Here is a 13,523-nt window from a genome sequence, read left to right on the forward strand (position 1 = left end):
GTCATTGTTCCTTTCGTGGCGGCATCGCCATCAACGGATGGCTGTCGGTGACGCCGCCGGGCAGAAGTGCGGGAAACCGCGCCTGGGCCCAGCGTACGACCTGAACGGCAGGGCTGCTGGTCAGCACGCGCGCCTGCGGTGCCGTCCAGAGCACCCGATCGATCAGATCGTTGGGCCGGTAGGCGTTGTCGGAGATGCCGTCGCCATCGAGGTCGAAGGCCGGGTTGTCGCTCCAGTAATTGCCACGTCCGTCCTCGGACCAGTCGAGATAGCGGGCGCCGACATACTTCACCTGGTTGCGGTTGCCGACGAAGGCGTTGCCGCTCAGCTTGTTGCTTTCAGAACCGGCGGTGAAATGGATACCGATCGCGCAGCCCTCGAACAGGTTGTCCCGCAGGCGATTCTTGTTGGCGTTGTAGATGAAGACGCACTTGTCCGGACCGGGACGCATACCCGTCCTGTCTTCGACGGCATCGCCGTCGGCCGCTGGAATGCCGTGCTCCTGAGACCGGACGCCGCGCTCGTCCCAGCGCGAGGCGGGTTGCAGGCGTCCTTTGACGATGTTGCCGGTGATGGTTGAACCGTTGGCATAGTTCAGAAGCAGACCGTGGTCGCGGTCGCCATCGGAGACGTTGCCGGTGATTTTCAACCGACTGGAGAACATGATGGCATAGCCGACCGAGTTGCCGGTGGAGATGTTGTCGCGGATCTCGCTATCGTCGGTGTACATGTAATGGATGGCAAAACGCAGATTGCTGAAGCGGTTGCCACTGAAGACGTTACGCTTGCTGGCGTTGGTCGCGATGCCATCGCGCCCGAAGCTGATATCGTTTCCGGTCACGCGTGCGCCCGGCGCATTCCACAGCGTCACGCCGTTGCCGGTTTCGCTCAACCGGCCTTCCCCGGTGCCGATGATGACGTTGTCGCGTGCTATCGAGTTCTCGGCGCCGTGCAGATAGATACCGTAAAGATTGCCCTCGATCCGGTTCTTCTCGACGATCGCCCGCTTGGCGGTTTGCGCAACGAAGACGCCCGAATTCATGTCTTCGAGAGAGCTGCCCGATCCCGAGACGGCAATGCCGCTGAAGACCACGTCTTCGGCGGTGATGGTGACGACGCTACCCTTGCCGTTGCCTTTGATTGCAGCGCCGGGCTCGCCGCTGAGCGTCACAGGTGTCGCGATCGTGATCGGGCCGTAAAACTCTCCGTTCTCCAGCACCAGTTCATCGCCGGGCTTGGCAGCATCGATCGCTTGCTGGAGGGCTGGCGCGGTAGCAGGCGAGAGGCGGATTGTCTCCGCCTCAGCCATTGCCGGGATGGCGGCGACTGCCGCCATCCCGAGCATTACCGCCTCGTGGAGACGCATCATGCCTTCTTCGGCTCCACGAACATCCGGCCCTTCATCTCCATGTGCATGGCGTGGCAGAACCAGGAGCAATAATACCACCACACGCCCGGCTTATCGGCGGTGAAGGTCACAGAGGCCGTCGCCTGCGGCGCAACTTCCATGTTGATGCCGTAGTTGATGATCGAGAAGCCATGCGTGAGGTCTTCCACCTCGTCGATATTGGTGACGTAGACGGTTACCTCGTCGCCCTGCTTCACCGTGAAGCTCTCGAGCCCGAAGGCGGGCGCGGCCGACGTCATGTAGACGCGAACCTTGTTACCGTCACGGATCACCTCGGAATCGACGAGCAGGTCGATGTTGTCGGCTTTTGCCTGGGCCACCGCATCGGCAAAGAAGCTGTCGTCGCGGCTCCAGATGCTGACCGGGTTGATCTTCGAGTTGTGAACGATTGTCGCGTCATGCGGCTCGGCGAACGTCGGGTTGTCGTGAACCAGCACCATTTCATCGCCCGAGATATCGATGAGCTGATCGTTCTCGGGCTTCAGCGGGCCGACGTTCAGGTAGCGGTCCTTCGAGAACTTATTCAGAGAAATCAGCCACTTGCCATCAGCTTCCTTCGTTTGCCCCATCGACGTGTGGTTGTGGCCGGGCTGATACTGCACATCGAGCTTCTGGCGGATCGGATTGACTTTTTCCCCCTTGTAGGCGCGCCTTGCATCCTCAAGGTTCCACTTGCAGATCTGGCTGTCGATGAAGAGCGTCGTGTAGCAATTGCCCCGACCGTCATAGGCGGTGTGCAGCGGTCCAAGCCCGAGTTCCGGTTCCGCGACGACCGTATCGCGCGGCTTGATCTTGTCGTCGAAAAGGTCGTCGAACAGACGCACGTCCATGACGGTGACGGTTGGCGACAACTTGCCGTTGGCGACGATATGAATGCCGTCCGGCGCAGTGTTCATGCCGTGCGGGCCGTTGGAAACCGGAATGTAGCGGGTGTAGGGGGAACCCTTGCGGCCGTCCAGAACCGGAACGCCGCCCATTTCCTTGAAATCGCCTTTCGCGACCGCTTCCTCGATGCGCTTGAGGTTAAAAACGACGATCCAATCCTGGTCTTTCGCCATCATCTCGGCGAGGTTCACGCCTTCTTCGGAGTTGTAGCAGGTGGCAAAGGCATATTTGCCCTGGTAGTCGGCGTCGACGTTGTCGAGATTGCCGTCGACCATGACCTGCCATGCCACCTTCATCGTGTCGCCGTCGATCGCCGAAAAGATCGCGTGATACTGCTTGTGGTCGTCGAGAACCGAGCCATCGTTCGGGATCGGTACACGATCTTCGCCATTGGCGAAGACGTAGCCGGTACGCGGGTACTTCTGCACGCGCAGACCGTGAACCGTGTGCTGGTTCGGCAACTGGATGATCTTGTCGCACTTCATGACGTCGAGGCGAATGCGGCAGACGCGCGTATTGGCCTTGTCGTTCGCGAAGAGATAGCGCCCGTCATAGGTGCCCTCGGTGAAGGACGGGTGCGGGTGGTGCAGGTCGCCGTTGAGGTAGATGCCGCCCTTGTCCTTCAGATATTCCTTGGTCTCCGGCAGCAGCCCTTCCGTCAGGATCTTGCGGCTCTCGTTCGTCTGGCCCCAGCCGGTGGCGCTGTCGCGGTTGAAGACCGGAATTCGCATCAGCTCACGCATCGACGGCAGGCCGAGGATGCGGACCTCGCCGCTGTGGCCGCCGGAGAAGAAGACGTAGTATTCATCGAGTTCACCAGGCTTCACTTCGATGGACTGGCCACCGGCTGCCAGTGCCGGTGCTGCCGTAACGGTGGAAATCGTAACCGCGCCACCGACGGCCGCAGCACCCGCGACGGCCGCCGCGGCAGTGGAGCCGAGAAGCTGGCGCCTGCTGAGGGCGGTTGGATTGTTGGGATCTGACATGTCTTTGCTCCTTTGATGATGGCTTCAGGCGGGCTCGCCTGTGGCCTCTTCCTTGCCGCCGATCGGCTTGCCCTTGTGGGTAACCACGGTTTTCGCCGGCGCCTGTCCCCGCGATGCAGGGGTGGAAAGCGCCATGAATTTCTCCCGCTTGAGCCGCACCTGGATCATGTGCGGGCAGCGTTGGTCGTCCTGGTAAAGTTCCTGGCAGTGCATGCAGTAGATGCACTCGTTGACGTTGATCTGCCCTTCCGGATGGATCGACTGCACCGGACATTCCTTGGCGCAGCGCTGGCAGGGCGAGCCGCATTCAGGCCAGCGCTTCAGCCATTCGAACATGCGGATGCGTCCGGGAATGGCGAGTGCTGCGCCGAGCGGGCAGAGATAGCGGCAGTAGAAACGCTCGATGAAGAGACCTGCAGCCAGCAGCGTCAAGGCAAAGAGGACGAAGGGCCAATCGCGCGCGAACTTCAGGATGATCGCCGTCTTGAAGGGCTCGATCTCGGCAAAGGTCTCCGCCAGCGCCACCGAGTAGAGCGACAGGCCGAACAACCCGAGGAAGATGATGTATTTCACCGGCCAGAGGCGCTCGTGCAGTCCCCAGGGCAGCTTGACCTGCGGCACCTTCAGCCATTTGGCTATGCCGTTGGTAAGTTCCTGCAGTGCGCCAAACGGGCAGAGCCAGCCGCAAAACGGGCCGCGTCCCCAGAACAGCAGCGCTGCCGCCACGGCCGCCCAGAGAATGAAGATAAGCGGCGCGGAGAGGAAAAACTCCCAGTGAAACCCGGTGATCAGTGAATTGACGAAGGTCAGAATATTGACCACGGAGAGCTGTGCATTGGCATACCAGCCCAACCAGACCAGGGCGAAGAGCAGATAGCCGCGTCGTATCCAGCCGAAGAGTTTCGGCCTGCTGACCAGCCAGTTCTGGAAGAAGAAGATGGCGGTCAGTACCAGCAGTCCGGCAAAGGTGATGACGACGGAAACGCGGCTCATTTCCCAGATGCTGACCCATAACGGCACCTGTTCCCCCTCGACCTGCTTAACCCCCGCCGCGGCTTGCGCGGAGGGCGCGGCGGCGGGCTGGGCTGCCGCTTGGACAGGCGCCGCCTCGACGATCAGGTAGCGTTCGGGAAGTGTGTATCCGAGATCGTAGGGCAGGGTGGCCTTGTCGCGCACGCCGGTGCTGCGCTGGACCAGAAGTTGCAGTTCCCACGGCTCTGTGACGTCGAAGGTGAAGTTGTCGGGAATGATGTAAAGGGCGATTTCGCGCAAGCGAGGCGCGCCTTCGGCGGCGATCTGTATCAGCCGTGTGTGGTCGCGGTCACGAAAGCGCAGACCTTGCCCGTCCTGCAACAGTTCGATGCGGTCGAAGATGCCGCCGCGCACATAGCCTGATCCCTTGAACGAATAGGCACCGTCACCGGCGACCAGAATGGCGGACTGGCCGGGCTTCAGCCGCTTGGCAAGGCGTGCATAACCCTCTTGGCCAAGCAGGCTCTTGCCGATGGCGGGCACGCTGACGGGTGCAAGATGGAGGTCGATGAAGCGGTCCTTGGGGTCGGCTGTTTCGGGCTTCTCGGCCGCATCCTTGTGGCCGGCCCTCAGGAAAGCTTCCGATACTTCACCGACGTCGAGCCGAAGGCTGCGGATCGAGCCGTCGCCGAGAAGGGCTTGCCAGTCGCGGACCTCCTGTTGCGAGGGATCGAGCTTTCGAACCGGAGCACTGCTGGCTGCTGCTGCTGCGGCCTTGTCGCCGAGCCTGCCGCTTCGCACCAGCTTGACGGAAGAGCGCACCACGCTATCGCCCATCACCAGAACGGTAACGGTCGCGCCGCTGACGATGTCCACCTGCGGCGGACGCTCGGCACCCGAGGCGACGTGCGAGAGGTCGCGGCCGATGATCGAGTTCAGCGCCTCGACGACGCGGGCTTCCGGTATGCCGATCAGCACGATCGGCTCCTTGTGGTCCACCAACTTCAGCCCACGCACCACGCCAGTCTTGTCGATCCCGACAATGATATGGATTGGCTTGCCCGAATAGCCGGTCGAGTTGGTGAAATCGGAGTTGAGATAGGCGTAGCCGGCAATGTCGGCCCCCTTGTAGACGGGCGCGATTGCGGGCTCGCCAACGGGGTCGCCAAAGCGGTCGGCGCCGGCAAAGAGCTCCGTCGGCTGAACCTTGGCGAGGTATTCGGAAAGGCGGCCGGCGGCGAACGCCTGGCCCCCAACGGCAAGGACCGAGATGAAAAGCGCGAGAAAACCGGCCAGACCGTGGTTTCGGATGGGGACGTTCTTCAGCATTCGCATTCCATCTGGCGCAGCGGCCGCTCTCACACCGTTCCTGCGCCGCGCCGCGATCTTCGACACAGGAAATTCGAGCGGAAGTTAGCGCCGGAGACGGCCTGATCGTTGAGCCAGATCAACCAACGGTTTTTTTATTTCCATAGAATGCGGACGTTATTTTCGGAGAGACTTCATGCCCAAACTGACCGAAGAGCCGCCTGTTCTGGACACCATGGAGGGCCTGATGCAAACTGCCGCGCGCATGGAGCAGGAGGCGATCGAAGGATATGAGGCGCTGCGAAACAGGATGAGCGCCGAGGGACGACCTGAGCTGGTCCCGGTCTTCGAACGGCTGATCGCCGAGGAACGATCGCATTTGTCCGAGGTCGCAAATTGGTCCAGGGTAAGCGGAATTGAAGCTGCCGGAACAGCGGCCGGGGATTCGGCGCTGCCTGATCTCTTCGACCCTGAAGGCGCCGATTTGATCCCGGCGGAGGCCTTAAGCGCCTATCGCGCTTTTTCGATCGCAGTCAGAAACGAAGAGCGCGCTTTCGAATTCTGGAGCTACGTTGCCGGGAGAGCTCCTTCGCCAGAGATCCGGCAGGCAGCCGAAAGGATGGCCGGCGAGGAACTGGGCCACATCGCGACCTTGCGGCGCGAACGGCGGCTAGCCTTTCATCGCGCGCGTCAGGCTGCTTCGGCTGGCGCCGAGTTGACGCTTGAAGATCTCGAACGGCGTCTTCATGAGCAGTTGCTGGGCTTGGGAGATATTGCGGGTTTGAGGGAACTAACCCGCTTCGCGCATGACGCGAGAGAGCGTCTCGCGAGATGCTACGACCTTGGCGTGGTCTGCAGGCCCAATATCGACGGGTTTTCTCCGGCAGCGTTCGAACGTCCAGCCGTCCTTTGCGGCATCGTGCTCGACTGTTACCTCGATCTCATGGCGCGCGAAGAGGACGAAAATATCCTTGTCTTCGCCCAGGACGCTGCCTCCCAACTGGTGCGGTGCCTTCTGTTCCTGCGGAGCTTGCCGCCCCAGATGTGATCTGGCGTTGCGATGATACCAGATCGGATTACCCCCGAATGGCGATGACGGGCGCGCGTGTCTAAGCCTGGCGGTGCCTGAGGACCATCGTGATGAGCGTGGCGAAGACCATGATGACGCCGTAGGGGATCTTGCGGCTTGCGCGGATCTCCTCGATGCGCCTGACGACGGCGTAGTGCGCAAATGCCAATGGCATGGGCACCCTCAGGGCCAGCATGGTCACGATGCCGCCAAGCAGCAGGAAGAGAGCGAAGGGGAGCATGCCGTGCCAGCCGACGAAGAGGCCGATCGGCAGGAAAAGCTTGGCGTCACCGGCGCCAAACAGCCGGAAGGCCCAGAGCGCGACGCCAAGTGCAAAGAGCAGCAGACCCGCGCCGACATCACCACCTATACCGTCGAGCGAGAAGAGCGCGGCGCCGGTGTCCTGTGTTGTCGCGAGCCTGGCCGTGGCGCCAAGCGCATAGACGGCGACGAGCGCGAGGACAACCCCGTTCGGAATGCGCCAGCGTTGGAAGTCGCTCCAAGCGGCATAGAGAAGGAGTAGGGCCGCTACCAAAGTAATTATGTTGATTGTTTCCATCATGTTTTGCCCGGCTCGCACGACAGATGCTCTTTGCGTTGTGATTGTCGAGTTCTTCCAAAGACTTCGCAACAATCCTAGCGGCGGAAGATCTCAAGAAATATTACACGATTTCACAGTTTGGTGGGTTACTCCTGTATTCGCCCCTAAAAAACAAGGGGTTCTGATTTTAACCATAAGACAGGAATGCTCCATACTGCATCGTATTAGAAGTTGACGATATAATAATTAAGGGATTATTAATTATCTTAGTCGGAGAGGCGGTCTCGATGACATGCGCGGACCGGGGAAGTAAGCGGTCACGCAGAAGTAATATTGCGTTGGAGGTAATTCTCGATGAAAGCATTTTTGACAAAAGTCCGCGCTTTCTCGCGGGAAGAAGACGGCGTAGCGCTGACTGAATACCTTATTCTGCTCGCGCTGCTGGTCGGCGGTGTGATCACCGCAGTAACTGCAGCCGGCTCAAATCTTAGTAATGCCTGGGAAGCCTGGGGCAACTGGTGGACCACGAGCTTGTCTCCTCCGGCTTGAGCTACTTAACATCATTATCGAGGAGGAGGGGAGTTTGTTAACTCCTCTCCCCCTAAATTAGAATTTCAGAATAGTTGTACTTTTCAACTTTGCGAGAATTGGCGATGCGCTCTTCAACGATCATCAGCCTTGTAGTTGCCCTCTTTCTTGCTTTCGCGGCGGTCTATGCTACCCGCACCTATCTCGCTGGTGAGCGCGCCCGCCTTGCGGCGAGTGGCGGTGTCAAACAAACGGAAAAAACGCTCGTCGTCGCGGCGAAGCCCATGCGCTTCGGCGACCGGGTCCGGGCAGAGAACTTGAAGACCATTCCCTGGCCATCAGATGAGAGACCGGAAGGCTCCTTTGATGCGATCCAAGCGGTTCTTGGAGACAAGGAAGAAGCGCGTTATGCCATGGAGGCGATCGATCCAGGCGAACCTGTGTTGGCTTCGAAGATCACTGGTGCAGGTGAACGCGCCACCCTCTCGGCCGCTCTCGATCAAGGGATGAAGGCCGTTTCCATCCGCGTCAACGATGTGCTTGGCGTCGCCGGCTTCGTGCGTCCCTCGGATCGGGTCGACGTACTTCTGACCCGCGTTATCCGCAATTCGAAGAGCGGCAACGAGCAGACCTCGGTGGACGTCCTTTTGCAGGGGGTGAAGGTGCTCGCTGTCGACCAGACAGCCGACGAACGCAAGGACGAACCCTCGGTCGTGAAGACCGTCACTTTCGAAGTGACGACCGACGAGGCGCAGCGCTTGACGCTTGGCGCCAATATCGGGACGCTTTCGCTCGCACTTCGCAATATCGCCTCGGCCTCTGTCGAACAGACGCGACCGGTAACCGTCGCAGATCTGGGGGGTGGCCCCGTGGCCACCGAACTCGTACAAGGTTCTGACGATGGGCGATTCGAGTCGATCGAACGCATGGTTCGCAAAGTCGGCGAGGACCTCGGTGGCCGGATCAATTCCGTCGAAAGCAAGATGAATGCACCTGTAGGTGAAAAACAGGTGCAAATTGTCGAGCGTGATGTCGCGCCGGTCTTGCCCACGGAGCCGAAGTGGGCGACGGTCGGCGTCTGGAGCGCGAACAAACGGGAAGAATACCGGGTGGGGCTGATCCAGTAACATGGGATTTAACCTGTTCCGATTCGGTGCAGGGCCGGCTTCGAGGAGAGGGGCTTTGGCAGGAATGAGGGGAAACATGAGGCACGCTGCGAGATGCAGAGCCCTCCTGGCGACGGCCGCGATTTTTTCGGCCTGCGCTCTTTGGGGGCCTGGCCTAGTCGGGCCGGCGGACGCGCAGGAGAAGTTCATCAATCTCGGCGGGTCGGTTCAGCAGGTTGTGCTGCCACCGAACGACACGATCACGATCGCGACGGGCAAGCCTTTCGGAGACCTCGTGATTGGCAGCGCGGAACTCATCGATGTGGTGCCACTTTCCGACAAGTCGCTTTTTATCCGCGGCAAGAAGACCGGGGCAACCAACATCTCTGTCTATGGTGACGACAAGAAGCTTCTCGGCGTCATCGACATCCGCGTCGCCAGCGATTTCAGCGAGGTGGCATCGGCGATCCGCTCCGCCTCGCCGGGGTCACAGGTTCGGGTGATCAATTCGAATGATCGTATCCGCCTGACGGGCATGGTTCGCGACGCCACCGAGTTGCAGCGAGTGCTTGAAATCGCCCAGTCCTATTCGGATCAGCCCGTCCTCAACCAATTGCGCGTCAACGACTCTCAGCAGGTTATGCTGGAAGTTCGGGTGATAGAGGCCTCCCGTCAAACCGGACGTGACCTCGGTATCGGTTGGTCAGGGCAGGGCAAGAATGGCATCGGCAAGGCGACGACCAGCCAGGGCATCGCGGTAAAGGATGGCGCTCTGGTTCGAACCCTCGAAGATGCGGCGGGCGCGGCAACTGGCATGCAGCCCTTCGGCCAGCTGATTGCCAAGGTCCTCGAGATCTCCGGCGGCCAGATTGACGTGGTCATCAATGCTCTCGAACAAAAGGGTCTGGTGCGTCGCCTCGCGCAACCGAACCTGATTGCCATGAGCGGCGAGACCGCGAGTTTTCACGCAGGCGGCGAAGTGCCGATCCAGACGACCGTGGCCAATGGCGCGACGCTTGCGACGCAAACCGACTACCGCCCCTTCGGTGTGCGATTGACTTTTACCCCTGTCGTCCTCGATGGCGGGCTGATCAGCTTGAGGGTTGAGCCGGAAGTCTCTGAAATCGATACATCTATCAACGTCAACGGCAATCCGGGCTTCATTTCGCGTGCGGCCAAGACGACCGTGGCATTGCGCGATGGCCAGAGCTTCGCCATGGCCGGATTGCTGCAATCGATCAACTCCAAGGATATCCAACAGCTCCCGGGCCTGGGCCAGCTTCCGGTGATCGGTGCACTCTTCCGTTCAACCAGCTTCCTGAAGCGCGAATCCGATCTTGTCATTGTCGTGACCCCGCACATCGTGCGGCCGGCGGCCCCTGGTGAGGCGCTCTATAGTCCGCTGGACCAGACGCGTTCATCCAATGATGTCGAGCTTTTCGCGCTCGGCGTCATGGAAGTGGACAAGGACATGCTCCGTCGCTTCCGCAATGGCGAAGGCATCACCGGGCCCTATGGCCACAGGCTCGACCTCGACACGGGAGGCGCACTTGCAGTTGCGAAGAAGTAAGCACGTCCTCTTGGCTCTTGCCGCAACGAGCCTCATTTCCGGCTGCGCCGACTATTTGAACCACCGTGACAGTATCACATTCGGGCTTGGAAACGCTGTTGAAGCCAATAAAGGGATCCATACTCAGGATCCCTTCCCGCGGGTGGCGCAAAACACGCATATCGCCACCGACGGCAAGACGATCAGTAAGGTCATGCGGAACTATAACGGCTCCGGCCCGAGTGCTGGCGCAGCGATGCCAACGGCGGTGATCCTACCGACGGCGACGCCGCCCATGGGGGCGAACGGCAACAGCAGCGCTGGAAAGTGAACGTGATCCTGGCAGCAGATAGGCAGCGAGGGCCTTGAAAGGAATTCAATAGAAACAACGCGTCACGACGGTAAGCCGCCGCGATCAATGGGGCATGCCAATGTTGAACAGGGCAATCAGACGCTTCTGGAACGATCATCGGGGCTACGTCATCGCGTTGACGCTCATTGCCATGCCACTGCTGCTTGGCGTCTCTCTTTTCGTCATTGATGTCGGCCGCAGCGCCAATCTTCATACCGACCTTCAGAACGCGGTCGATGCCATGGCGCTGACAGGAGCGCGTGAACTCGACGGCCGGGACGACGCGATCGCTCGTGCCGAGGCGGCGATCGAAAAGCTTGCCAACACCGCAGCCTTCGGTGACGGCGGCACCGGGATGTCGATGGGGTCGTACATCACCGTCTCCTACGATGCGGGGAACGATGCAGCCAGCACGGTGACGGTCAAATTTCTGAAAGGCATTCCTGGTGACGGCACTTTCGCTGGAGACGACGACGATCCGATTACCGAGGCGATGGTCACAACGGATCCGAACGAGGCCGGTTACACCTGGGTAAGGGCCAAGGACCAGGCGATGCAGACCATCTTCCCGGTGCCTGTCGGTCTCAATCGCGATACCATTAATGTGTCCGCTGACGCGGTCGCAGCCTACCGGGTCAGCGCCTGTGACGTGACACCGATCTTCATCTGCAACCCTTACGAGCCTGCCGGTAACACCAGTGCGGCCGCAAGCGAGCAGGCGGCGGAGGCGTTGCACGACAAATTTGCGGCCGGCGACCTCTATGGGGTCCAGATCGAGCTTCACAGCACGTCTTCGTCCAATCCGGGGCCGGGCAATTTCGGCTTCCTTCGCACGCCGCTCGGAAATGGCGCATCCGTGCTCGCCGAGGCTCTTGCAACAGGCAATCCGGGCACATGCTACACGAAGGACAGCCTCGATACCGAAACCGGCGCAAAGGCGGGACCGGTGGAAGCCGGCGTGAACACCCGCTTCGGTTTGTATTCAGGATCATTCAAGAGTGTAAGCAACGACGGTCGGTACAGACCGTCCGACAATGTGCGTTCAGCGCAGAATCAGACGGGTGGTGCCAGCAAGATCTGCGGCGACTATAACCCGGTTATGGCCGGAAGCGCGGTTGGAGACGTCACCAAGGCGGTGCCGCTTGGTTACGGTGCGATGATGACCTCGATGGGCGGGGGCAAGATCAGCAGTGGCAACAATTGGAACTACGCCGCCTATTGGAATGTCGCGCAGGGTGGCACGGCGCCGTCCGTCACCGCAATCCTCAGCAACCACTCGAGCTATCCTGGTAATGGCGCCTCGGCCCCGAGCCAGCCCTCTGCCTACGATGTCTATCGCTACGAACTCAACAACCCGTCGCTGATCAGCCATGCTTCGGCGAATGGAGAAAAGGGTACACCGACAACGGGCGGCCAGTGCTATTCGGGGCCGGCATTGTCGAACTATACCTCGGACGAATATGGCGATCGCCGCGAGATCTTTTCCGCAATCGTCAATTGCGGCTATGAGGCGTCGGTCGGCCATCTGAACGGCCATAAGGCCACTCAGGCGGTCGCCTTCGCTCGTATGTTCCTGACCAAACCCGCGATCACGGACGGCGGCGAACGGTATCTTTCCCTGGAGATGATCGACATCACCGGCAAGGGCGGGCGTGGCACTCTCGACGAATTCCTGCGCGAAGAAGCGGAGCTGGTTCGATGATGATCGCGCTCCGAAAATTCCTCTCCGATCGCGGCTTCTGGTCGAGAGATGACGGCGCCGTGCTGACCGAAGCGCTGGTTGCCGTGCCTTTCATCACGCTGTTCGCCGCCGGTGTTCTCGAATTCGGCAACCTTTTCTGGGAACGAATGCAGATTGACGCCGGCCTGAGAGATGCGGGCCGCTATCTAGCGAGGTGCCGGCCCGATTCCGGGACCTATGACCCGACATGCAATGCGGTAACCGCAAAGATGATCGCATTCTACGGGACGCAGAGCCCCGCCGCGAACGCTGCCTTGCGCGTTCGCGGCTGGGGGCCTGATGCTGCCGACATCACGATCGTTCCCGTCGATGCCGATGGCACGATCACGGTGCAGACCTCGCATGTCTATCAGAGTTCGCCGGTCTTTTCCTGGCTCGGCATCGATCAAATCACCATCAGATCCTCTCATGAAGAGAGGTACATGGGATGGTAAAGCGACGAATGCCCGTTTCATTCTGGCAGGATGAGCACGGTGTGACACTCACCGAAGGCCTGATAACGCTGCCGCTCGTCCTTCTGGCGATTTCGGCCTTTGTCGAGTTCGGTTACGCCATGTCGCAATGGAACCAGACGGTGAAGGCCCTGCAATTTGGTGCCCGCCTCGCCGCAGTCTCCGATCCTTTGACCATTGACTTCGCCGATGTTTTCCCGACCGACGCAGCCGACCCGCTGAACAACGGCGACGCGACGCCGAACGACTCGACGATATCGTCGACCTGCTGGCCGGGCTCGACCGATCCGGCAGTGAGCGGGAACTGCAGCGCAGAACTGAACCGGATCGTTATGGGAAGCGATGGTGCCTGCGGGGTGGCGGGTGATCCGAACCCGGGCATCTGCGATCTCAATTGGCGGATCCAGCCGGCAAATCTGGTGGTGACCTATCAGCGTTCGGGGCTCGGTTACTGGGGGCGGCCGAACGGACCGGTGCTGACCATGCGGCTGGAAGTGCGCGGCGTTACATTCGACCTGCCACTTCTTGGCCATCTGCTTGGATTGGATCAGATCGGAGTTCCCGCTCATCCGGTCACACTGACGACGGAAGACCTCGAGACATGTTCAAGCTGCTGAGCCCTTCAA

At 60.3% G+C, this 13,523-nt stretch carries 12 protein-coding genes; 8 read left to right on the forward strand and 4 right to left on the reverse strand.

Annotated features, from left to right (window positions below):
• Position 1: 1 nt before the first annotated feature.
• Genes QM996_RS22785 through QM996_RS22795 form a run of 3 tightly spaced genes read right to left on the reverse strand, consistent with a single transcriptional unit; the run spans position 2 to position 5,580 of the window.
• Entirely contained in the window at positions 2-1,366 is a 1,365-nt protein-coding gene (locus tag QM996_RS22785) for a nitrous oxide reductase family maturation protein NosD (protein ID WP_500270528.1), read from the reverse strand.
• A complete protein-coding gene (gene nosZ, locus QM996_RS22790; RefSeq protein WP_334198312.1) occupies positions 1,366-3,279 on the reverse strand; it encodes a TAT-dependent nitrous-oxide reductase in 1,914 nt (637 codons plus the stop codon). The genes QM996_RS22785 and nosZ overlap by 1 nt, the downstream gene beginning before the upstream one ends.
• A gap of 24 nt (positions 3,280-3,303) precedes the next feature.
• Positions 3,304-5,580, reverse strand: a complete 2,277-nt coding sequence (locus tag QM996_RS22795; RefSeq protein ID WP_334198313.1) for a 4Fe-4S binding protein — start codon at positions 5,578-5,580, stop codon at positions 3,304-3,306.
• 244 nt (positions 5,581-5,824) lie between these two features.
• Here QM996_RS22795 and QM996_RS22800 point away from each other — a divergent pair, with 244 nt between their 5' ends.
• Complete coding sequence (locus QM996_RS22800; protein ID WP_500270479.1) at positions 5,825-6,607, forward strand: ferritin-like domain-containing protein; 783 nt, start codon at positions 5,825-5,827, stop codon at positions 6,605-6,607.
• Between the two features lie 61 nt (positions 6,608-6,668).
• On the opposite strand, the gene QM996_RS22805 is transcribed toward QM996_RS22800, so the two are convergent.
• A complete protein-coding gene (locus QM996_RS22805) occupies positions 6,669-7,190 on the reverse strand; it encodes a prepilin peptidase (RefSeq protein WP_334198315.1) in 522 nt (173 codons plus the stop codon).
• A gap of 333 nt (positions 7,191-7,523) precedes the next feature.
• On the opposite strand from QM996_RS22805, the gene QM996_RS22810 reads away from it, so the two are divergent.
• The 7 genes from QM996_RS22810 (at position 7,524) to QM996_RS22840 (ending at position 13,514) form a co-directional block, all read left to right on the forward strand.
• Positions 7,524-7,718, forward strand: coding sequence for a Flp family type IVb pilin (locus tag QM996_RS22810; protein ID WP_173518464.1), 195 nt, complete (start codon positions 7,524-7,526; stop codon positions 7,716-7,718).
• Between the two features lie 104 nt (positions 7,719-7,822).
• Positions 7,823-8,824: a Flp pilus assembly protein CpaB gene (gene cpaB, locus QM996_RS22815; protein WP_334198316.1), complete on the forward strand. Its 1,002-nt coding sequence runs from the start codon at positions 7,823-7,825 to the stop codon at positions 8,822-8,824.
• 76 nt (positions 8,825-8,900) lie between these two features.
• Complete coding sequence (locus tag QM996_RS22820) at positions 8,901-10,373, forward strand: type II and III secretion system protein family protein (RefSeq protein WP_334198317.1); 1,473 nt, start codon at positions 8,901-8,903, stop codon at positions 10,371-10,373.
• Positions 10,354-10,683, forward strand: a complete 330-nt coding sequence (locus tag QM996_RS22825; protein WP_334198318.1) for a pilus assembly protein — start codon at positions 10,354-10,356, stop codon at positions 10,681-10,683. The genes QM996_RS22820 and QM996_RS22825 overlap by 20 nt, the downstream gene beginning before the upstream one ends.
• A gap of 100 nt (positions 10,684-10,783) precedes the next feature.
• Complete coding sequence (locus QM996_RS22830; protein WP_334198319.1) at positions 10,784-12,406, forward strand: TadE/TadG family type IV pilus assembly protein; 1,623 nt, start codon at positions 10,784-10,786, stop codon at positions 12,404-12,406.
• Positions 12,406-12,879 carry a TadE/TadG family type IV pilus assembly protein gene (locus QM996_RS22835; protein WP_334198770.1) on the forward strand — a complete coding sequence of 158 codons (474 nt, stop codon included), beginning with the start codon at positions 12,406-12,408 and terminating at the stop codon, positions 12,877-12,879. Before QM996_RS22830 ends, QM996_RS22835 begins: the two co-directional genes overlap by 1 nt.
• Complete coding sequence (locus QM996_RS22840; RefSeq protein ID WP_334198320.1) at positions 12,873-13,514, forward strand: TadE/TadG family type IV pilus assembly protein; 642 nt, start codon at positions 12,873-12,875, stop codon at positions 13,512-13,514. The genes QM996_RS22835 and QM996_RS22840 overlap by 7 nt, the downstream gene beginning before the upstream one ends.
• Positions 13,515-13,523 lie beyond the last annotated feature (9 nt).

It is taken from the genome of Sinorhizobium chiapasense (assembly GCF_045277575.1).
GTDB lineage: Bacteria > Pseudomonadota > Alphaproteobacteria > Rhizobiales > Rhizobiaceae > Ensifer > Ensifer chiapasense_A.

What these genes read in the sequence shown, in the direction of transcription:
- QM996_RS22820 (WP_334198317.1), top strand. Translation starts at nt 8,901, where the DNA reads ATGAGGCACGCTGCGAGATGCAGAGCCCTCCTGGCGACGGCCGCGATT.
- QM996_RS22810 (WP_173518464.1), top strand. Translation starts at nt 7,524, where the DNA reads ATGAAAGCATTTTTGACAAAAGTCCGCGCTTTCTCGCGGGAAGAAGAC.
- nosZ (WP_334198312.1), bottom strand. Translation starts at nt 3,279, where the DNA reads ATGTCAGATCCCAACAATCCAACCGCCCTCAGCAGGCGCCAGCTTCTC.
- QM996_RS22785 (WP_500270528.1), bottom strand. Translation starts at nt 1,366, where the DNA reads ATGCGTCTCCACGAGGCGGTAATGCTCGGGATGGCGGCAGTCGCCGCC.
- QM996_RS22795 (WP_334198313.1), bottom strand. Translation starts at nt 5,580, where the DNA reads ATGCTGAAGAACGTCCCCATCCGAAACCACGGTCTGGCCGGTTTTCTC.
- QM996_RS22805 (WP_334198315.1), bottom strand. Translation starts at nt 7,190, where the DNA reads ATGATGGAAACAATCAACATAATTACTTTGGTAGCGGCCCTACTCCTT.
- cpaB (WP_334198316.1), top strand. Translation starts at nt 7,823, where the DNA reads ATGCGCTCTTCAACGATCATCAGCCTTGTAGTTGCCCTCTTTCTTGCT.
- QM996_RS22840 (WP_334198320.1), top strand. Translation starts at nt 12,873, where the DNA reads ATGGTAAAGCGACGAATGCCCGTTTCATTCTGGCAGGATGAGCACGGT.
- QM996_RS22835 (WP_334198770.1), top strand. Translation starts at nt 12,406, where the DNA reads ATGATCGCGCTCCGAAAATTCCTCTCCGATCGCGGCTTCTGGTCGAGA.
- QM996_RS22830 (WP_334198319.1), top strand. Translation starts at nt 10,784, where the DNA reads ATGTTGAACAGGGCAATCAGACGCTTCTGGAACGATCATCGGGGCTAC.
- QM996_RS22800 (WP_500270479.1), top strand. Translation starts at nt 5,825, where the DNA reads ATGGAGCAGGAGGCGATCGAAGGATATGAGGCGCTGCGAAACAGGATG.